Annotated in this window: 18 protein-coding genes; 12 read left to right on the top strand and 6 right to left on the bottom strand. The window is 71.5% G+C overall.

Annotated features, from left to right (window positions below; all coding sequences use genetic code 11):
- The first annotated feature begins 121 nt into the window (after positions 1-121).
- Positions 122-1,315 (top strand): MFS transporter, encoded by a 1,194-nt coding sequence (locus ACIBG4_RS35880; protein ID WP_397206197.1) that lies wholly within the window; start codon positions 122-124, stop codon positions 1,313-1,315.
- A 47-nt stretch (positions 1,316-1,362) separates the two neighbouring features.
- Here ACIBG4_RS35880 and ACIBG4_RS35875 read toward each other — a convergent pair whose 3' ends face one another.
- Both ACIBG4_RS35875 and ACIBG4_RS35870 read right to left on the bottom strand, forming a co-directional pair.
- Complete coding sequence (locus tag ACIBG4_RS35875) at positions 1,363-2,142, bottom strand: ABC transporter permease (RefSeq protein ID WP_310708940.1); 780 nt, start codon at positions 2,140-2,142, stop codon at positions 1,363-1,365.
- Positions 2,139-3,047 carry an ABC transporter ATP-binding protein gene (locus ACIBG4_RS35870; RefSeq protein ID WP_310708941.1) on the bottom strand — a complete coding sequence of 303 codons (909 nt, stop codon included), beginning with the start codon at positions 3,045-3,047 and terminating at the stop codon, positions 2,139-2,141. Before ACIBG4_RS35870 ends, ACIBG4_RS35875 begins: the two co-directional genes overlap by 4 nt.
- Before the next feature lie 221 nt (positions 3,048-3,268).
- On the opposite strand from ACIBG4_RS35870, the gene ACIBG4_RS35865 reads away from it, so the two are divergent.
- The 11 genes from ACIBG4_RS35865 to ACIBG4_RS35815 all read left to right on the top strand — a co-directional run bounded on the left by ACIBG4_RS35865 (position 3,269) and on the right by ACIBG4_RS35815 (position 14,448).
- Positions 3,269-4,045, top strand: coding sequence for a VOC family protein (locus tag ACIBG4_RS35865; protein ID WP_310708942.1), 777 nt, complete (start codon positions 3,269-3,271; stop codon positions 4,043-4,045).
- Positions 4,046-4,194: 149 nt separating this feature from the next.
- Positions 4,195-5,496, top strand: coding sequence for a multidrug effflux MFS transporter (locus ACIBG4_RS35860; RefSeq protein WP_397206194.1), 1,302 nt, complete (start codon positions 4,195-4,197; stop codon positions 5,494-5,496).
- Positions 5,497-5,578: 82 nt separating this feature from the next.
- A complete protein-coding gene (locus tag ACIBG4_RS35855; protein ID WP_397206192.1) occupies positions 5,579-6,289 on the top strand; it encodes a helix-turn-helix transcriptional regulator in 711 nt (236 codons plus the stop codon).
- Positions 6,286-7,698: a Fe-S cluster assembly protein SufB gene (sufB, locus tag ACIBG4_RS35850; protein ID WP_397206190.1), complete on the top strand. Its 1,413-nt coding sequence runs from the start codon at positions 6,286-6,288 to the stop codon at positions 7,696-7,698. The genes ACIBG4_RS35855 and sufB overlap by 4 nt, the downstream gene beginning before the upstream one ends.
- Positions 7,698-8,822, top strand: coding sequence for a Fe-S cluster assembly protein SufD (gene sufD / locus ACIBG4_RS35845; protein WP_397206188.1), 1,125 nt, complete (start codon positions 7,698-7,700; stop codon positions 8,820-8,822). The genes sufB and sufD overlap by 1 nt, the downstream gene beginning before the upstream one ends.
- Positions 8,819-9,136: a non-heme iron oxygenase ferredoxin subunit gene (locus ACIBG4_RS35840; protein WP_310708946.1), complete on the top strand. Its 318-nt coding sequence runs from the start codon at positions 8,819-8,821 to the stop codon at positions 9,134-9,136. Before sufD ends, ACIBG4_RS35840 begins: the two co-directional genes overlap by 4 nt.
- A gap of 3 nt (positions 9,137-9,139) precedes the next feature.
- The gene (gene sufC / locus ACIBG4_RS35835) at positions 9,140-9,886 is read left to right on the top strand and encodes a Fe-S cluster assembly ATPase SufC (protein ID WP_310708947.1); all 747 of its coding nucleotides are present in this window, start codon (positions 9,140-9,142) and stop codon (positions 9,884-9,886) included.
- Positions 9,883-11,178, top strand: a complete 1,296-nt coding sequence (locus tag ACIBG4_RS35830) for a cysteine desulfurase (RefSeq protein ID WP_397206185.1) — start codon at positions 9,883-9,885, stop codon at positions 11,176-11,178. Before sufC ends, ACIBG4_RS35830 begins: the two co-directional genes overlap by 4 nt.
- A 2-nt stretch (positions 11,179-11,180) precedes the next feature.
- Positions 11,181-11,621, top strand: coding sequence for a Fe-S cluster assembly sulfur transfer protein SufU (gene sufU, locus ACIBG4_RS35825; protein ID WP_310708949.1), 441 nt, complete (start codon positions 11,181-11,183; stop codon positions 11,619-11,621).
- Positions 11,618-11,977 (top strand): metal-sulfur cluster assembly factor, encoded by a 360-nt coding sequence (locus tag ACIBG4_RS35820; protein WP_397206183.1) that lies wholly within the window; start codon positions 11,618-11,620, stop codon positions 11,975-11,977. Before sufU ends, ACIBG4_RS35820 begins: the two co-directional genes overlap by 4 nt.
- Before the next feature lie 404 nt (positions 11,978-12,381).
- Positions 12,382-14,448, top strand: a complete 2,067-nt coding sequence (locus ACIBG4_RS35815; protein ID WP_397206181.1) for a DEAD/DEAH box helicase — start codon at positions 12,382-12,384, stop codon at positions 14,446-14,448.
- A gap of 163 nt (positions 14,449-14,611) precedes the next feature.
- Here ACIBG4_RS35815 and ACIBG4_RS35810 read toward each other — a convergent pair whose 3' ends face one another.
- From ACIBG4_RS35810 to ACIBG4_RS35795, 4 genes are all read right to left on the bottom strand, one after another.
- Positions 14,612-15,565, bottom strand: a complete 954-nt coding sequence (locus tag ACIBG4_RS35810) for a carbohydrate ABC transporter permease (RefSeq protein ID WP_397206179.1) — start codon at positions 15,563-15,565, stop codon at positions 14,612-14,614.
- Entirely contained in the window at positions 15,565-16,491 is a 927-nt protein-coding gene (locus tag ACIBG4_RS35805; RefSeq protein ID WP_397206177.1) for a carbohydrate ABC transporter permease, read from the bottom strand. Before ACIBG4_RS35805 ends, ACIBG4_RS35810 begins: the two co-directional genes overlap by 1 nt.
- A 54-nt stretch (positions 16,492-16,545) precedes the next feature.
- A complete protein-coding gene (locus ACIBG4_RS35800; protein WP_397206175.1) occupies positions 16,546-17,769 on the bottom strand; it encodes an extracellular solute-binding protein in 1,224 nt (407 codons plus the stop codon).
- Between the two features lie 258 nt (positions 17,770-18,027).
- Positions 18,028-19,053, bottom strand: a complete 1,026-nt coding sequence (locus ACIBG4_RS35795; protein ID WP_397206173.1) for a LacI family DNA-binding transcriptional regulator — start codon at positions 19,051-19,053, stop codon at positions 18,028-18,030.
- Between the last annotated feature and the right edge of the window lie 88 nt (positions 19,054-19,141).

The raw sequence follows: 19,141 nt of genomic DNA, 5'->3' as shown, positions 1-19,141 counted from the left end.
TCAGGCGCGCGGCCGGAACAGGGCGATAGCTGAGGATAGTCGCCGACCTCGACATTTCCCCACTTGGGGTGGTAGGACGAATGTCCGTCACCCGAACACCTCCCCGTCCCGCGATGGAGACATGACCGCACCCGCTCCGCCCGTCAGCCTGGTGCGGCCGCCGTTCGCGCTGTCCGCGGCGTCCTTCGTCAGCAGCTTCGACCGCTTCGCCGTCGGCCCCATGCTGGTGCTGATCGCCCTGGACCTCCGCGTCACGCTCGCCGCGGCCGTCGCGGCGGCCAGCGGCTACTACCTCGCCTACGGCCTGTCCCAGCCGCTGTGGGGGGTGCTGTCCGACCGGTTCGGGCGCATGCCGGTGATGCGGGCCGCGCTGCTGGGCGCCACCGCGGCGGGCCTGGCCTCCGCGCTGATGCCCTCGCTCGTCCCGCTGGTCGCGCTCCGCGTCGTGGCGGGCGCCTGCTTCGGCGCCGTGATCCCCACCTCGCTCACGTACGTCGGCGACACCGTCGCGGCGCCGATCCGCCAGCGCGCCCTGACGGACCTCATGGGCACGGCCGCGCTCGGCACCGCCGTGGCGACCGGCTTCGGCGGCGTGCTCGCCGACCTGGTGAGCTGGCGCGTCGTCTTCGTCACGGCCGCCCTGTGCGCCCTGGCGTGCGCGCTGGGCCTCCGCTCGGTGCCGGAGCCGTCCCGGGGCGCCGTCGGCGGGCTCGGCGCGCACGTGGGCGCGGTGCTGCGGGAGCGGTGGGCGCTGCTGGTGTTCGGGCTGGCGTTCGTGGAGGGGGCCGTCCTGCTGGGGCTGCTGCCGTTCCTGGCCACCGCGCTCCAGCACCACGGGGTCACGGCCGCCGTGGCGGGCCTGGCCACGGCGGTGTACGGGGTGGGGCTGTGGCTGCTGAGCCGGCTGGTCAAGCGGCTGTCGCGGACCTGGCCGGCGCCGCTGCTCATCGCGGTCGGCGGCACGCAGCTCTGCCTCGGGCACGCGCTCGTCGCCGTCCACGTGAGCCTGGTGACGGTGATGGCGGCCGCGCTGCTGTTCGGGGGCGGCTGGTCGTTCATGCACTCGTCACTGCAGAACTGGGCGACCAGCGTCGCGCCCCGCGCCAGGGGGACGGCCGTGGCGTTCTTCGCGGCGGCGCTGTTCATCGGCGGGGCGGCCTCGTCCTGGGCGGGCGGGCCGCTCGCCGGCGACGGGTCGTACGGGCTGCTGTTCGGGGTGGCTGCGGCGGTGGCGCTGCCGCTCACGGCCGTCGCCGTCGTGGGGCGCCACAGGTACGGCACGCCCCCGCCGGACGCCCCGCCGCCACCGGCCTGACCGTTCGCACCGGCCGCGGGACGTGCGGGCGTCACCGGTGCCGGGCGTCACTCCCAGCGGAACGTGCGCGAGGCCAGCCCGAGGGACAGCACCGCCCACGCGGCCAGCACCCCCAGCGCGCCCAGCGGGAGCGCCCCGCCCGACAGCACCGTCCGCAGCCCCCCGGTGAGCGCCGAGATGGGCAGCACCTCCAGCGCCGGCCGCACCGCCTCCGGCAGCTTCGACAGCGGGAACATCACCCCGCCCGCCCCCAGCAGCACCAGGTAGACGAGGTTGGCCGCGGCCAGCGTCGCCTCGGCCCGCAGCGTGCCGGCCATGAGCAGCGCGAGCCCGCTGAAGGCCGCCGTGCCCAGCACCACGAGCAGCGCCGCCGCCGCGAACGACCCGTGCGGCCGCCAGCCGAGCGCCAGCCCCACCGCCGTGACCACCACCACCTGGAGGAGCTCCACCACGAGCACCGCCGCCGTCTTGGCCAGCATGAGCCCGGCCCGCGACAGCGGGGTCGCGCCGAGCCGCTTCAGCACGCCGTAGCGCCGCTCGAACCCGGTCGCGATCGCCTGCCCGGTGAACGCCGTGGACATGACCGCCAGCGCGAGCACGCCAGGGGCCAGGAACGCCACCCGGCTGCCCCCGCCCACGTCGATGAGCGGCGCCACCGTGAACCCGGCGAGCAGCAGCACCGGGATGACGAGGGTGAGCAGGAGTTGCTCGCCGTTGCGCAGCGTCGCGCGCACCTCCGCGCCCGCCTGGGCGAGCACCATGCGCGGGAACGGCGCCGCCCCCGGCGCGGGCGTGAGGTCCAGCGTGGTCGTGTGCGGCGCCGTCATCGCAGCTCCCTGCCCGTCAGTTCCAGGAAGACGTCCTCCAGCGTGCGGCGCTCGATGCGCAGGTCGTCGGCCGTGACGCCCTCGGCCGCGCACCAGGCGGTCACGGTGGCCAGCAGCTCGGGGCCCACCTGCCCCTCGACGATGTAGTGGCCGGCCGGCGACTCCTTGGCCGCGCTGCCCGACGGCAGGGCGTTGAGCAGCTCCTCCAGCGCCAGCCCGGGGCGGGCGCGGAAGCGGAGCTGCCGCTCGGCGCCGGTCAGCGTGGCCGGGCTGCCCTCGGCCACCACCCGTCCGCCGTCGATGATCACGACGTGGTCGGCCAGCCGCTCGGCCTCGTCCATGTGGTGCGTGGTGAGCACCACCGAGACGCCCGCCGCGCGCAGGTCGGCCACGAGGTCCCAGCAGGCGTGCCGGGCCTGCGGGTCGAGCCCGGCCGTCGGCTCGTCGAGGAACACCAGCTCCGGCCGCCCGACGACCGCCGCGGCCAGCGACAGCCGCTGCTGCTGCCCGCCTGACAGCCGGCGGTACGGGGTGCGGGCGTGGGCGGCCAGGCCGAGCCGTACGAGCAGGGCCTCGACGTCGAGGGGACGGGCGTAGAAGCGGGACACCAGGCGCAGCCACTCGCCGCAGCGCGTCGCGGGCGGCACGCCGCCCGACTGGAGCATGACCCCCACCCGGGGCCGCAGCGCGGGGGCGTCGGGCGGCAGGCCCAGCACCCGCACGGTCCCCCCGTCGGCTTTGCGGAACCCCTCGCAGATCTCCACCGTGGACGTCTTGCCCGCGCCGTTGGGGCCGAGCACGGCCGTCACCGCGCCGCGGCCGGCGCGCAGCGACAGGCCGTCGACCGCGGTCGTGCCGTCGTAGCGCTTGACCAGGCCGATGATCTCGACGGCTGGGGAGTCCATGGCCACGAGTCTAAGGACTGCGGGCGGCGGTCTCGTGCGCAGCCCGGCCGCTGCCGGATCACCCGCCGGATCACCCGCCCCGGCCCCTGGCCGGATATGGCCACCTGTTTGCCCGGCGTTTCCCGGCAGGGGCACGGACCGGGTGAAAGCCTGATGACGGGGGAGAGCCGGGCGGCCGTCGACGGCGACGGCGGCCGGCGAGGACGGCAAGGAGGGTTCCCATGTCAGAGCGCAGCGCCTACGAGCCGGGTGTCCCGTGCTGGGTGGATCTGTCGAGTTCCGACGTCGGCGCGTCGGTGCGCTTCTACGGCGAGGTCTTCGGCTGGCGGGCCGAGATGGCCGACGACCCCGCGGCCGGGGGCTACGGCCAGTTCTTCCACGGTGACAAGCGGGTCGCCGGCGTGGGCCCCCTGTACGGCGAGGGCATGCCGCCCCACTGGAACACCTACGTGGCCGTCGAGGACGCCGACGCGACCGTCGACCGGGTCAAGAACGCCGGCGGGGCCGTCGTCGCCGGGCCGATGCAGGTCATGGAGGAGGGCCGGATGGCGGTCCTGCAGAGCCCCGACGGCGCGTACGCGTCGATCTGGCAGGCGGGCCGCCACCCCGGCGCCGAGCTGGTCAACGAGCCGGTCTCGTTCTGCTGGGCCGAGCTGGTCACCCGCGACCCCGGGGCGGCGGAGCGGTTCTACCGGACGGTGTTCGGCTGGACCCCGCAGCCGCAGCAGATGGACGGCGTCACCTACACCGAGTGGCACTCCGGCGGCCGGGGCGTCGCCGGCATGATCGAGATGAGCCCCATGTACCCGCCGGAGACGCCGTCGCACTGGATGGTCTACTTCGCGGTCGCCGACCTCGACGCGACCATCGCGGCGGCCCGGCGCGGCGGCGCGCAGATCCTCGTGGACTCCATGGACGCGCCGCCGGGCCGGTTCGGGATGCTCACGGACCCGCAGGGGGCGGCCCTGTCGGTGATCCAGCTCACCGAGAATCAGTAAAAATCAGATAACCGGGAATTAGGAGGACTTTACCGCTGTTGGACTCCCTCGGCCCTCGTGGGCCGCAGCCTGCGAGGGAGAGGGGTACACGCATGTCCGTGGCGCCGGCGGCATCGTCCGCATCAGCGTCGTCCGTAACGGGGTCGTCCGTGACCGGGTCGTCCGTGAACGGGCCGTCCGTATCAGGGTCGCCGACGGCAGCCGAACCGGCGGGGACCGAGGGGGACGACCGCCGGGCGAAGCGGGGCACCGCCCTGCTCCTGTTCGTGCTCGGCGCGCTGTCGGCCATCGGCCCGCTGTCCATCGACATGTACCTGCCCGCGCTGCCCGCCATCACCGGCGAGCTGCTCAGCACGCCCGCCCAGGTCCAGCTCACGCTGACGGCCTGCCTCATCGGCGTCTCCGCCGGCCAGGTGGTCGCCGGGCCCGTGAGCGACGTGCGCGGGCGCAGGATGCCGCTGTTGGTCGGGGTCGCCGGATTCGCGCTGTCCTCGCTGCTGTGCGCGTTCGCCCCGTCCGTGCCCGTGCTCATCGGGCTGCGGCTGCTGCAGGGCGTGCTCGGCGGCGCGGCCCTGGTGATCGTCCGCGCCGTGGTGCGCGACCTGTACGACGGCCCCGCGATCGCCCGCATCTTCGCCACGCTCATGCTCGTCAGCGGCCTCGCGCCGATCCTCGCGCCCGTGGCCGGCGCCCAGCTGCTGGAGTTCACCTCGTGGCGGGGCGTGTTCGTCGCGCTCAGCGTCGCCGGGGTGGTGCTGCTGCTGGCCGTGGTCTTCGGGGTGCGCGAGACGCTGCCGGCGGGAAGCCGGGAGAGCGGCGGCCTGCGGCACACCCTGCGCACCTTCGGCCGGCTGCTGCGCGACCGCCCGTTCATGGGCTCCGCCCTGACGGCCGGGCTGGGGTTCGCCGCGATGTTCGCCTACATCTCCGGATCGCCGTTCGTGATCCAGGAGGTGTACCACGCCACGCCCTCGCAGTACTCCCTCATCTTCGGGCTCAACGCGCTCGGCCTGACCGTCATGGCGCAGGTCGGCGGGCGGCTCGCGGGCCGGGTGGCGCCGGCGCGGCTGGTCTTCACCGGCCTGGCCGTCGCCGTCGCGGGCGCCGCGCTGCTGCTGGTGGCCGCGGCCACCGGGCTCGGGCTGGCCGGGATCGTGGCGGGGCTGTTCGTCATCATGTGCGGGCAGGGCCTCGTCCTGCCGGGCACCGGCGCGCTCGCCCTGGCCGGGCAGCCGCCGCAGGTCGCGGGCAGCGCCTCCGCCCTGCTCGGGGTGCTGCAGTTCGCGCTGGGCGCGCTGGCGGCCCCGCTGGTGGGTCTCGTGGGGTCCGGCTCGGCGACGCCGATGGCCGCCGTCATGCTGGTGCTGCTCGTTCTCGCTGCCCTCGTCTTCACCGTTCTGCGGGGACGGCCCCGTGGGTCCCTCCAGGCCGCCGAGCAGGGGATTAGGTAAGCCTTACCTGAGTGAGAAATTGCATTGACCCATTCCACGGATCCATTTGTGGGGCGGGAAGGAATTACGGCACACTGATGTTGTGAAAAACGTGCCCACCACGATCGAGCCAGGCAGTGAGCGCAGCACCCGTGCGCGCGTGGCCCGGCTCATCCTGGAGCACGGTCCCATCGCGGCCGCCGCGCTGGGCGAACGGCTCGGGCTGACCCCGGCCGCCGTCCGCCGCCATCTCGACGCGCTGCTGTCCGACGGGATGATAGAGCCTCGCACGGTACGGCCACGCGGCCAGCGCGGGCGAGGGCGACCGGCCAAGCTGTTCGCCATCACCGACGCGGGGCGCAGTGCCTTCGAGCACGCCTATGACGACCTGGCCGGGAGCGCCCTGCGCTTCCTGGCCGAGCGCATGGGGGACGAAGCGGTGACCGACTTCGCCCGCACACAGGTCTCCGGCCTGCTGCGGCGGCTGGAGCCGGTCATGAGCTCGGTGCCCCCGGAGCGGCGCGTCGAGGTGCTGGCGCAGGCGCTCTCCGCGGAGGGCTACGCCGCCTCCTCCACCAAGGCCAAGTCGGGCGGTGACCAGCTCTGCCAGCACCACTGCCCCGTGGCGCACGTGGCGGCGGAGTTCCCGCAGCTCTGCGAGGCCGAGACGGAGGCGTTCGCGCGACTCCTCGGCACCCCCGTGCAGCGCCTGGCCACGATCGCCCATGGCGACGGGGTCTGCACCACGCACGTCAGCCCGCAATCGCTGGGTGATCCCGTACATAGAGACAAGAGCAAGGAGACCGGAAGGTGACTGTCACCGACCGCCCGGAGCTGGAAGGCCTCGGAAGTTACAAGTTCGGCTGGGCCGACTCGGATGCCGCCGGGGCGGCAGCCAAGCGCGGCCTGTCCGAGGAAGTCGTGCGCAACATCTCCGGGCTCAAGAACGAGCCGGAGTGGATGCTCGACCTTCGCCTGAAGGGCCTCCGTCTGTTCGACAAGAAGCCGCTGCCCACCTGGGGTTCCGACCTCACCGGCATCGACTTCGACAACATCAAGTACTTCGTCCGCTCGACGGAGAAGCAGGCCGCCTCCTGGGACGAGCTGCCCGCGGACATCAAGAACACCTACGACAAGCTGGGCATCCCCGAGGCGGAGAAGCAGCGCCTCATCGCCGGCGTCGCCGCCCAGTACGAGTCCGAGGTCGTCTACCACAAGATCCGTGAGGACCTCGAGGAGAAGGGTGTCATCTTCGTCGACACCGACACGGGCCTGAAGGAGCACGAGGAGCTCTTCAAGGAGTACTTCGGCTCGGTCATCCCGGTCGGCGACAACAAGTTCGCCGCTCTCAACACCTCCGTGTGGTCCGGTGGCTCGTTCATCTACGTGCCGCCGAACGTCGAGGTCGAGATCCCGCTCCAGGCGTACTTCCGGATCAACACCGAGAACATGGGCCAGTTCGAGCGGACCCTGATCATCGTGGACGAGAACTCCTACGTCCACTACGTCGAGGGCTGCACCGCGCCGATCTACTCGTCCGACTCGCTGCACTCCGCGGTCGTCGAGATCATCGTGAAGAAGAACGCCCGCTGCCGTTACACGACCATCCAGAACTGGTCGAACAACGTCTACAACCTGGTGACCAAGCGCGCCGTCGCCTACGAGGGCGCCACCATGGAGTGGATCGACGGCAACATCGGCTCCAAGGTCACGATGAAGTACCCGGCCGTCTACCTCATGGGCGAGCACGCCAAGGGCGAGACCCTGAGCGTCGCGTTCGCCGGCGAGGGCCAGCACCAGGACGCCGGCTCCAAGATGGTGCACCTGGCGCCCCACACCAGCTCCAGCGTCATCTCCAAGTCGGTGGCGCGCGGCGGCGGCCGCACCTCCTACCGCGGTCTCGTGCAGATCGAGGAGGGCGCCCACGGCAGCGCCAGCACCGTCAAGTGCGACGCGCTGCTCGTCGACCAGATCAGCCGCTCCGACACCTACCCCTACGTCGACGTCCGCGAGGACGACGTGTCGATGGGGCACGAGGCCACGGTCTCCAAGGTCAGCGAGGACCAGCTGTTCTACCTCATGAGCCGCGGGCTCGGCGAGGACGAGGCGATGGCGATGATCGTGCGCGGCTTCGTCGAGCCGATCGCGCGTGAGCTGCCGATGGAGTACGCGCTCGAGCTCAACCGGCTGATCGAGCTGCAGATGGAAGGAGCCGTCGGCTGATGGGCCTGAACGAGAAGCCCCTGTCGACCCTGCACGAGAAGGCGTCGTACGACCTGGGCGACTTCGACGTGCCCACCGGGCGCGAGGAGGCATGGCGCTTCACCCCGCTGTCGCGCCTCAAGGGCCTGCACAACGGCAAGGCCGAGGCCACCGGGCAGGTGGTCGTCCAGGCCTACACCCCGGCCGGCGTGAGCGCCGAGTGGGTCGGCCGCGACGACCCGCGCATCGGCCAGGCGTACGTGCCGGCCGACCGGGTCAGCGCCCAGGCCTACAACGCCTTCGAGAAGGCCCTGGTCATCACGGTGCCGAAAGAGGCCACCCCGCAGGAGCCGATCCGCGTCGAGGTGCGCGGCGGCGGCACCGACGGCGCCTCCTACGGCCACACCGTGGTCAAGGTGGAGCCGCTGGCCGAGGCCGTGGTCGTCATCGAGCACCAGGGCGGCGCGGTCTACGCCGACAACATCGAGTTCGTCGTCGGCGACGGCGCCTCCCTCAAGGTCGTCAGCCTCCAGGACTGGGAGGACGACGCGGTCCACGTGTCGCACCACCACGCCCAGCTGGCCAAGGACGCCACCTTCCGCAGCTTCGCGGTGACCCTCGGCGGCGACCTCGTCCGGCTGTCGCCCAGCGTGTCCTACACCGGCCCGGGCGGCGACGCCGACCTGTCCGGCGTGTACTTCGCCGACGCGGGCCAGCACCTGGAGCACCGCCTCCTGGTCGACCACTCGCAGCCCAACTGCAAGAGCAACGTCGACTACCGCGGCGCCCTGCAGGGCGAGAACGCCCACGCCGTCTGGATCGGCGACGTGATCATCAGGGTCGAGGCCGAGGGCACCGACACCTACGAGCTCAACCGCAACCTCATCCTCACCGACGGCGCCCGCGCCGACTCGGTGCCCAACCTGGAGATCCTCACCGGCGAGGTCGCCGGCGCGGGTCACGCCTCGACGTCGGGCCGCCTCGACGACGAGCACATCTTCTACCTGCAGGCCCGCGGCATCCCCTTCGACGAGGCGCGCCGCCTGGTCATCCGGGGCTTCCTCGGCCAGCTCATCGAGCGCATCCAGATCGACGAGATCCGCGAGCGCGTGATGAGCGCGGTGGAGGCGGAGCTGGCCCGATGAGTTTCGAGAAGGTGTGCAGCGTCACCGACATCCCCGACGGCGGGGTGATCGGCGTCGAGGTGGACGACACCCCGGTCGCGCTCGTCCGCAAGGGCGAGGAGGTCTTCGCCCTGCACGACATCTGCTCCCACGCCGAGGTCAAGCTCAGCGAGGGAGAGGTCTACGACGGCACGCTGGAGTGCTGGCTGCACGGCTCGTGCTTCGACGTCCGGACCGGCAAGCCCACCGGCCCCCCCGCCACCAGGCCCGTGAACACCTACACAGTCAAGATCGACGGCGACGACGTCCTCGTCTCGCTCTCGAAGGAGTCATAAACAATGTCCACCCTTGAGATCCGTGACCTCCAGGTCGCCGTCGACGACAAGGCGATCCTGCGCGGCGTCAACCTCACCGTGAGCTCCGGCGAGACCCACGCCATCATGGGCCCCAACGGCTCCGGCAAGTCCACCCTGGCCTACGCCATCGCCGGCCACCCCAAGTACACGATCACCGGCGGTCAGGTGCTGCTCGACGGCGTCGACCTGCTGGAGCTGTCGGTCGACGAGCGCGCCCGCGCCGGCCTGTTCCTCGCCATGCAGTACCCCGTCGAGGTCCCCGGCGTCTCGGTGTCCAACTTCCTGCGCTCGGCCGTCACCGCGGTGCGCGGCGAGGCGCCCAAGCTGCGCGAGTTCGCCAAGGACCTCAAGGGCGGCATGGACGCCCTGTCCATCGACGCGGCCTTCGCCCAGCGCAACCTCAACGAGGGCTTCTCCGGCGGTGAGAAGAAGCGCCACGAGATCCTCCAGCTCGAGCTGCTCAAGCCCAAGATCGCGGTGCTCGACGAGACCGACTCCGGCCTCGACGTCGACGCGCTGCGCGTGGTGTCGGAGGGCATCAACCGCTTCCGCGCCTCCGGCGAGACGGGCGTGCTGCTCATCACCCACTACACCCGCATCCTGCGCTACGTGAAGCCGGACTTCGTCCACGTCTTCGCGGCCGGCCGGATCGTCGAGGAGGGTGGGCCGGAGCTGGCCGACAAGCTCGAGTCCGAGGGCTACGAGCAGTACACGAAGGCGACTGCATGACTTATCCCACCAGCTTCGACGTGGAGAGGATCAGGAAGGACTTCCCGGTTCTCTCCCGCGAGCTGCCCGGCGGGCGCCCGCTCGTCTACCTCGACTCGGGCAACTCATCGCAGAAGCCCACGCCGGTCGTCGAGACGGTGCGCGAGCACCTGGCGATGCACTACAGCAACGTCGGGCGCGCCATGCACGTGCTCGGCGCCGAGTCGACCGAGGCGTACGAGGGCGCGCGCGACAAGGTGGCCGCGTTCGTCGGCGCGCCCTCACGCGACGAGGTGATCTTCACCAAGAACGCGTCCGAGGCGCTCAACCTGGTCGCCCACGCCTTCGGGCCCCACCTGTGGGCCCCGGGCGGCGAGGGCGCCGGCCAGGACGCCGACCCGCGCTTCGCGCTCGGCCCCGGCGACGAGATCGTCATCTCCGAGATGGAGCACCACTCCAACATCGTGCCGTGGCAGATGCTCGTCCAGCGCACCGGCGCGACGCTCAAGTGGTTCGGCGTCACCGACGAGGGCCGGCTCGACCTGTCGAACCTCGACGAGCTGGTCACCGAGCGGACGAAGATCGTGTCGATCGCCCACCAGTCCAACGTGCTCGGCACCGTCAACCCGGTCGCCGACGTGCTGCGGCGCGCCCGCGAGGTGGGCGCCCTGGTGATGCTCGACGCCTCCCAGTCCGTGCCCCACCACCCCGTGAACGTCGCCGAGCTGGGCGTCGACTTCGTGGCCTTCACCGGTCACAAGATGCTCGGCCCCTCCGGTATCGGCGTGCTGTGGGGACGCGGCGAGCTGCTCGACGCCATGCCCCCGTTCATGGGCGGCGGCGAGATGATCGAGGCGGTCTGGATGGACCACTCGACGTACGCGCCGATCCCGCACAAGTTCGAGGCGGGCACCCCGCCGATCGTCGAGGCCATCGGCCTCGGCGCGGCCGTCGACTACCTCCAGGCCGTCGGCCTGGACGCCATCGAGGCGCACGAGCGCACGCTGACGGCGTACGCGCTGGACGCGCTGCGCGAGGTGCCCACGCTGCGGCTCATCGGGCCCGACTCGCTGGACCGGCGGGGCGCCACCCTGTCCTTCACGCTGGAGGGCATCCACCCGCACGACGTGGGGCAGATCCTCGACGACAGCTTCGGCGTCGCCGTGCGCGTCGGCCACCACTGCGCCCGCCCCCTGCACCTCAGGTTCGGAATACCGGCGACCACGCGGGCGTCGTTCTACCTGTACAACACCACGGGCGAGATCGACGCCCTGGTGCGCGGCCTCCACCACGTCCAGAAAGTGTTCGCATAGCCATGATCGGCGAGTCGATGTACCAGGAGCTGATCCTGGAGCACTACAAGCACCCGCAGGGGCGGGGGCTGCGTGACCCGTACGACGCCGAGGTCCACCACGTGAACCCGACGTGCGGCGACGAGATCACGCTCCGGGTGAAGCTCGGCGATGCCGGCCGGATCGAGGACGTCTCCTACGACGGCCAGGGCTGCTCCATCAGCCAGGCCGCCGCGTCGGTCCTGCACGAGCTGACCGCCGGCTCCACGGTGGAGGAGACCCTGTCGGTCGTCGACGAGTTCACCCGGCTCATGCAGGGCAGGGGCCAGGTGGAGGCCGACGAGGACGTCCTCGGCGACGCTGTGGCGTTCTCCGGGGTCGCGAAGTTCCCGGCCAGGGTCAAATGCGCGCTGCTGTCGTGGATGGCCTACAAGGACGCTGTAGTGAGGAGTGCCAGCAGATGAGCAAGCCGGTGGAGACACCGACCACGTTCGACGGTGAGGCCACCGTCGAGGAGGTCATGGAGGCGCTCAAGGACGTCGTCGACCCGGAGCTCGGCATCAACGTCGTCGACCTGGGCCTGATCTACGGCCTCAACCTCGACCCCGTCGAGGACGGCCGCCCCGTGGCCACCATCGACATGACGCTCACCAGTGCGGCCTGCCCGCTCACGGACGTGATCGAGGATCAGGCGCACTCCGCGCTCGATGGTATGGTCTCCGATGTGAAGATCAACTGGGTGTGGCTCCCGCCGTGGGGCCCCGACAAGATCACTGACGAGGGCCGTGAGCAGCTGCGTATGCTAGGCTTCAACGTCTGATCTCCTGACCTTCAGCATCAGTCAGCAGTATCAACTTTCAGCACCACGTTCTGAGCAGTTCCAGCAGTACGTTCTGAGCAGTACGGCCGGCACCCCGGTGCCGGCCGCGTCCGTGCCACGGTCCGAGAGTCGGACCGGCCGGGGAATACCCGAGGTCTTCCCCGCGTTGGCACCACGTGCACCTAACGCACCATCGCGTGCGTTCGCCGCCTGCGGCCGGCAAGCGGGTGCGCGTAGACGGCCCTGATGCGTGCCGGTGAGATCACCGGCCGGGCCTGTCCCCACCCCAGCGGGTGCCGATCACCCGCGCCTGGCAATGAGTGCGGCACGGCGCCGCACGTCCTGGCTCGTCCTTTCGCAGAAGTGACGCGCCACTTCGACTGAAAGGCACGACGTTCGTGACCATGCTTGACGCTGTCCTGCCCGAGCTCGCCCCCGAGCAGGGCCTGCCTGAGCTCGCCTCCGAGCAGGGCCTGCCCGAGCTCGCCCCCGAGCAGGGCCTGGCCAAGCTCGCCTCCGAGCAGGGCATCTCCGAGTTCGAGCTGCTGGGTCTTCCCAAGCCGCTCGTGACCGGCCTGGCCCGCCAGGGCATCGACAGCCCCTTCCCCATCCAGACCGCGACCATCCCCGACGTCCTCACCGGCGCCGACGTCCTCGGCCGCGGCCAGACCGGCTCCGGCAAGACGCTCGCCTTCGGCCTGCCCACCATGGCCCGCCTGGCCGGCGTCCGGCCCGCGCCGGGCCGTCCCCGCGCGATGATCCTCGTCCCCACCCGCGAGCTGGCCCTTCAGGTCCACGACGCGCTGGAGCCGCTCGGCCGTGGCCTCGGCCTGCGGATGAAGGTCATCGTCGGCGGCATGTCCATGGGCAAGCAGATCGAGGCGCTGCGGCGCGGCGTCGACATCGTCATCGCCACGCCCGGCCGGCTCGGCGACCTCATCCGCCAGGGCGAGTGCTCGCTGTCCGACATCGAGGTGAGCGTCCTCGACGAGGCCGACCACATGTGCGACCTCGGCTTCTTCCCCGTCGTCACCGAGCTGCTCGCGCAGACCCCGGCCGGCGGGCAGCGGCTGCTGTTCTCCGCCACGCTCGACGGCGACGTCGACAAGCTCGTGCGGCGCTTCCTCAAGGACCCGATCACGCACTCCGTGGCCCCCGCGACCTCCCCGGTCGACACCATGGAGCACCACGTGATGCAGGTCACGCGTGACGACAAGTTCGACATCACGGCCGAGATCGCCAACCGCGAGGGCCGCACGATCATCTTCGTCCGCACCCAGCACGGCGTGGACCGGCTGTGCAAGCAGCTGGCCCGGGTCGGCGTCAAGTCGGGCGGCCTGCACGGCGGCAAGCGCCAGAACCAGCGCACCCGCATCCTGGCCGAGTTCCGCGAGGGCTCCGTCAACGTGCTCGTCTGCACCGACGTCGCGGCCCGCGGCATCCACGTCGACAACATCAGCCTCGTGCTGCACGTCGACCCGCCGCAGGACCACAAGAGCTACCTCCACCGCGGCGGCCGCACGGCCCGCGCGGGCGAGAAGGGCACCGTCGTCACGCTGGTGCTGCCCAACGAGCGCCGCTCCACCGACCAGCTCACCCGCCGGGCCGGCATCCAGCCGTTCCGCCTCAAGGCCACCCCCGGGCACCCGCGGGTCGCCGAGGTGACGGGCGCCCGCGTCCCGAGTGGCGAGTCCATCCCGGTGTGGGAGCCCGACGTCCGCAAGCCGCTGCGGCCGCGCCGCGAGCACGGCAACGGTGGCGGGCAGGGCGGCGACCGTCGTGGCGGCCGTCGTGGGCGCCGTGACTTCGACGGCGACCGGCGGCCCCGCCGCCACGACGACGGCGCTCCGGCCTCCGGCGGCGAGCAGGGCTCCGGCCCGCGCTCGTTCGGCGATGACCGCCGCTCCGGCGGCTTCCGCCGCGACGACCGTGGCCGGCGCACGGACGGCTTCCGCTCCGACGACCGTGGTCCGAGGGATGGCGGCTTCCGCTCCGACGACCGCGGTCCGAGGGACGGCGGCTTCCGCTCCGACGACCGTGGTCCCAGGGACGGCGGCTTCCGCTCCGACGACCGTGGTCCCAGGGACGGCGGTTACCGCTCCGACGACCGCGGTCCGCGCGGCGGCGGCTACCGCGGCGACGGCCAGGGCTCGCGCGACGGCGGCTACCGCTCCGACGACCGCCCCTTCCGCTCCGACGACCGCGGCCCCAGGGACGGCGGCTTCCGCTCCGACGACCGCGGTCCGCGCGGCGGCGGCTACCGGGCCGACGACCGCGCCCCCCGCACCGGTGACCGTGGCCGGCCGTTCTCGGCCGACCGTGAGCGCGGCGTCCGCTCCGAGGACCGTCCCCGTGACGGCCATCGCTCGGCGGGCTACCGTGGCGACGACCGCGGTCCGCGCTCGGGCGGCTTCCGCTCCGAGGGCCGTGGCAACAACTTCCGCTCGGGTGAGCGCCGCTACGGCCGCTGACCCGCGCACCATCCTCGACGGCCCGCCGTACCACTCGAAGAGAGCGGTACGGCGGGCCTCGCCGTTTCCGGCGGTACGTCCCATCGGGACGGTCGCCGTGTCGACGTCCGGTCGTCCCTCCAGCGGAGCGGTGCCCAGCGTGGTGCGCGAGCGCGGAGCGCGGTCAGCCCTTGAGGCCGCTGAGCGCGATGCCCCGGGTGAAGTACTTCTGGAAGACGAGGAAGAACACGATCGTCGGCACCGACGCCAGCAGCCCGCCCGCCATGATGGCGCCCTGGTGGTCGGGCCCGGCGAAGTAGGAGTTGAGCCTGGCCAGCGCCACGGGCAGGTTGGCCATCTCGTCGCTCTGCACGATGATCAGGGGCCAGAGGAAGTTGTTCCACTCCGCCAGCACGATGAAGATCGACATGGCGGCCAGGGCCGGCCGCAGCAGCGGCAGCACGATCGTCCACCAGATCCGCCACTCCCCGGCGCCGTCCACCCGGGCCGCCTGGATCAGCTCGTTCGGCAGCGACTGGAGGAACTGCACGAGGAAGAACAGCACGAACGCCTTGGCCAGCGCCGGCACGATGTAGGCGGCGTAGCTGTCCAGCCAGCCCAGGTTCCGCATGATCACGTAGTTGGGGATCAGCGTGGTCTGCCACGGCACCATCATCGACGCGATGATCATCAAGAAGATCACCCGCCGCCCCTTGATGTCGTGCTTCGCGATCACGTACGCCGCCAGCGAGCAGACCAGCAGCGATCCCACCGTGATGGCACCGGTGATGAACAGGCTGTTGAACAGGAACCGCCAGAACCCGAAGTCCACCTGGAACCGCTGGAAGATGCCCTGCAGGTGGCCCGGGTTGATCCGCTGGGCCGACCACGCCGGGTCGTAGAAGTTGTGGAACGTGGGCGACTCGGGCACGAACGACGGCGGTGTCCTGGCCAGCTCCGCCGGCGGCTTGAAGACGGTGATGACCAGCCAGTAGAACGGCGCGATCATCGTCAGCGACAGCAGGTAGAACGGCAGGCGCAGCAGATGCCTGTTGACCCGGGTGCGCCGGTCGCCGGCCCGCTCCGGCTGCCGGGCGGGACGGGCGGGGGCGATGGTGTCCAGCGGGGCGACGGCCATCACAGCTCCTTCATCGCGCGGCCCAGGCGCAGGTTGACGAGGCTCAGCACGAAGATGATCAGGAACAGCACCCAGGCGATCGCCGAGGCGTAGCCGAGCTTGAAGTGGGTGAAGCCCTGGTCGTACAGGTAGGGGACGATCATCAGGCCGGAGTCGAGCACGCCGCCGACGTTGTTGGTGCCGCGGAAGACGATGTACACGGCCTCGAACACCTGGAACGCCCCGATCAGCCCCGTGACCACCACGTACGTGGTGACCGGCCGCAGCAGCGGCAGCGTGATCCGGCGGAACTGCTGCCAGGCCGAGGCGCCGTCGATCCGGGCCGCCTCGTAGTACTCCTCCGGGATCGAGCCCAGCCCCGCCACGTACAGCACCATGCCGTAGCCCATGCCGCCCCACACCGACATCAGCACGAGGACCGGGACGGTCAGCCCCGGCGTGGCCAGCCAGGCGACGGCCTTGCCGCCGAACCAGCCCACGATCGTGTTGGCCAGGCCCACGTCGCTGGGGAACAGCACCCACTTCCACAGGAGCATGAGCGCGATGGAGGAGGTGACCGAGGGCAGGAAGAACAGGGTGCGCATGATCCGGTGCGGCCAGCTCGTGCCGCTGAAGGCCAGCGCCAGGCCCAGCGAGAGCAGGGTGCCCAGGCCGACCGACGCCACCACGTACAGGGCCGTGTTGCCGAGCGCGTGGTGGAACCTGGCGTCCTCCGCGAGCTGGCGGAAGTTGTCCAGGCCGGTGAACACGGCCGGGTTGATCCCGTCGAACCGGGTGAAGCTCAGGAACAGCGAGTTGGCCAGCGGCCAGATGAGGAAGCCCGCGAACAGCGCGAGGAACGGCAGCAGCATCAGGTACGAGGTGCCGTAGCGGCGCAGCGCGCTGCGCAGGGGAGTGGTCACGGCGGAGGTCGCCATGTCGGCCATGTCAGGCTCCTGGATCGGTGGCCGGGACCGGCGCCCACCGGTCCCGGCGGGCGGCTATCCGGCGTTGCGTTCCATGACCTTCGCGGCCTCGGCCAGCGCGGTCTTGACGTCCGCCTTGCCGAGGATGGCCGACTGGAGCTGCTTGGCCACGTCCCCGGCGCTCTCGTCCCAGCCGGGGCAGCCCGGCGCGGCCTTGCCGGTCCTGATCGAGGCCTCGAACACCTGGGCCTGCTCCGGGGTGAACGTCGAGTCCGACACCACCTTGTCGGGGCGCGGCGGGATGAAGGGCAGGTTCCGCCTCTTGGCCTCGTCCACCATCGTGGTGATCGCCGGGTCGGAGTAGAGGAACTTCACGAAGTCGGCGCCGATCTGGGCGTACTTGCTGAACGACGTGACGCCGATCGCGCGCCCGCCGATGAACGTGGTGGGCCCGGCCGGACCCGCGGGCAGCGTGGTCATCGCCCACTTGCCCTTCAGTTTCGGCTTGTTGATGTCGATGCCCTTGGCGATCCAGTTGCCGGCGACCACCAGCGCGGTGCCGGTGTCGAGCGCGTCGGAGCCCTCCACCTGGGCCGTCGGCGCGCCGTGCTTGCGGTAGAGATCCACCCAGTACGTCAGCGCCTGCTCGGCCTGCGGGGTGTTCAGCGACGGCTTGCAGTCGGGCGTGTAGAACGTGCCGCCCGCCTGGTAGAGGTAGTTGAAGTAGCCGATCCAGTCGAGGTTGCCCCAGTCCTGGCTGTACGGCTTCTTCACCCCGGCGGCCTTGAGCTTGTCGATGTCGGCGACCAGCTCCTCCCAGGTCTTGGGCGGGGCGTCGATCTTGGCCTGTTCCAGCAGGTCCTTGCGGTAGAACAGGGCGAACGTCGACATGTCGAGCGGCACGCCGTACACCGAGCCGTCGGGGGAGACGGCCGACTCCCACTGGGCGGGCTGGGCCTGCGCCTTCAGCGCGTCCAGGCCGTGTTTACGCAGGTCCACCATGGCCCCGCGGGCACCGAACTGGATCGTCCACGTCATGCCGCCGGACAGGACGTCCGGGCCGCTGCGGCTGGTGGCCGCCGCCAGCAGCTTGGCGTACGCGTCGTCCCACGACAGGGTCTGCACCTTGATCGTCACGTTGGGGTGCGACTGTTTGTACAGGTCGGCCGCCTTCTGGAAGATCGCTGTCTCGTCGTCCCCGCCCGTGGACCAGAAGGACAGGTTCGCGGGGGCGTTCTGGTCGGCCTGCTTGGTCTCCGACTGGCCGCTGGTGGCGCACGCGGCGCTCAGGAGTGCCACCAGGACCGTGCTGCAGACTGCCGTCGTTCGTCGCATGGGGGCTGTCCGATCTGTCGGTCGGATGGGCGCCCGGTTCCCCTGGCGGAGGCATGCGGAATGTGCGGGGCATCCCGCGCCCGGCGCCCGAATTCACGGGTATGGGGATCTCACCACTTAAACGGGTAAGTTACAATAGGCGGCGATCGAGATTGCCGGAATGTTTCCAGCCCGCCGGCCGTCGGCCGTGGTCCCGCCGCCGGGCCGCCGCGATGAAGCGGTTCAGGGGGCGGTGCGGGGCGGCGGGGCGGTGCTCCCGCGCGGGCGCAGGCGCGCCGCCGGTTCCTCCACGCCGGAGATCTCCTCGCCGGCCGCCCTCCGCAGCAGGAGCCCGGCGGCCCGCGCGCCCGAGGCCGGGATGTCCCGCGTCAGCGCCGTGAGCGGCGGCCGCACCACCTGGCACAGCGGCGAGTCGTCCCAGGCCACGATCGACAGGTCGGCCGGCACCTCCAGCCGCATCTCCCGGGCCACCGACAGGCCCGCCAGCGCCGTGATGTCGTTGTCGTAGACGATCGCCGTGGGCCTGGCGCGCGAGCTGAGCAGCCGCCTGGTGGCCCGGGCGCCCGCCTCGCCGGTGTAGTCGGTGTGCGGGACGGCCGTCTCCTCCAGCCCCAGCGCCGCGAGCGACTCGGTGAACGCCGCGTCCCTGATCGCGGTGTGCGCCAGGGCGGACGGACCGGCCACCCTGGCGACGCGGCGGTGGCCGAGCGCCGCCAGGTGCTCGATCACCTCGCGCATCGCGGCCGCCTCGTCCGACCACACCGCGGGCAGCGAGCCCGCCGCGGACGGGTGGCCGATCACCACCGCCGGCATGCCCAGCCGCTCCATCACCGGCACCCGCGGGTCGTCCGCGTGCAGGTCCACGAGGATCACCCCGTCCACCCGCCCCTCGCCCCACCAGCGGCGATGTACGGCGATCTCGGCCTCGTGGCCGGCGACCACCTGGAGCATCAGCGCGCAGGAGCGGGCCGCGAGCTCGTCCTCGATGCCGCTGATCAGCTCCATGAAGAACGGCTCCACGCCGAGGAAGCGCGCCGGGCGGCACACGACGAGCCCGATCGCGCCCGAGCCGGCCCCGGTCAGCAGGCGCGCGGCGACGTTCGGCCGCCAGCCGATCTCCTGGGCGATCGCCTGGATGCGCGCCCTCGTCTCGTCCGACACGCCCGGCCGGCCGTTCAGCGCGTAGGACACCGCGCCCTTCGAGACACCGGCCCGCCTGGCGATGTCGGCGATCGTCGGCCTCTTCACGCGCACCTCCGGCATGAAAGTTTCACTGAACCGTATCAGCGGGATTGTCAGTGTTCACGCCACAGCCTGCGGTCACGTGCTTACCCGG

It is taken from the genome of Nonomuraea sp. NPDC050383 (genome assembly GCF_044459125.1).
Taxonomy (GTDB): Bacteria; Actinomycetota; Actinomycetes; order Streptosporangiales; family Streptosporangiaceae; genus Nonomuraea.
The sequence above is the reverse complement of the archived record's forward strand: the minus strand, read 5'-3'. Positions and strand labels throughout refer to the sequence as shown.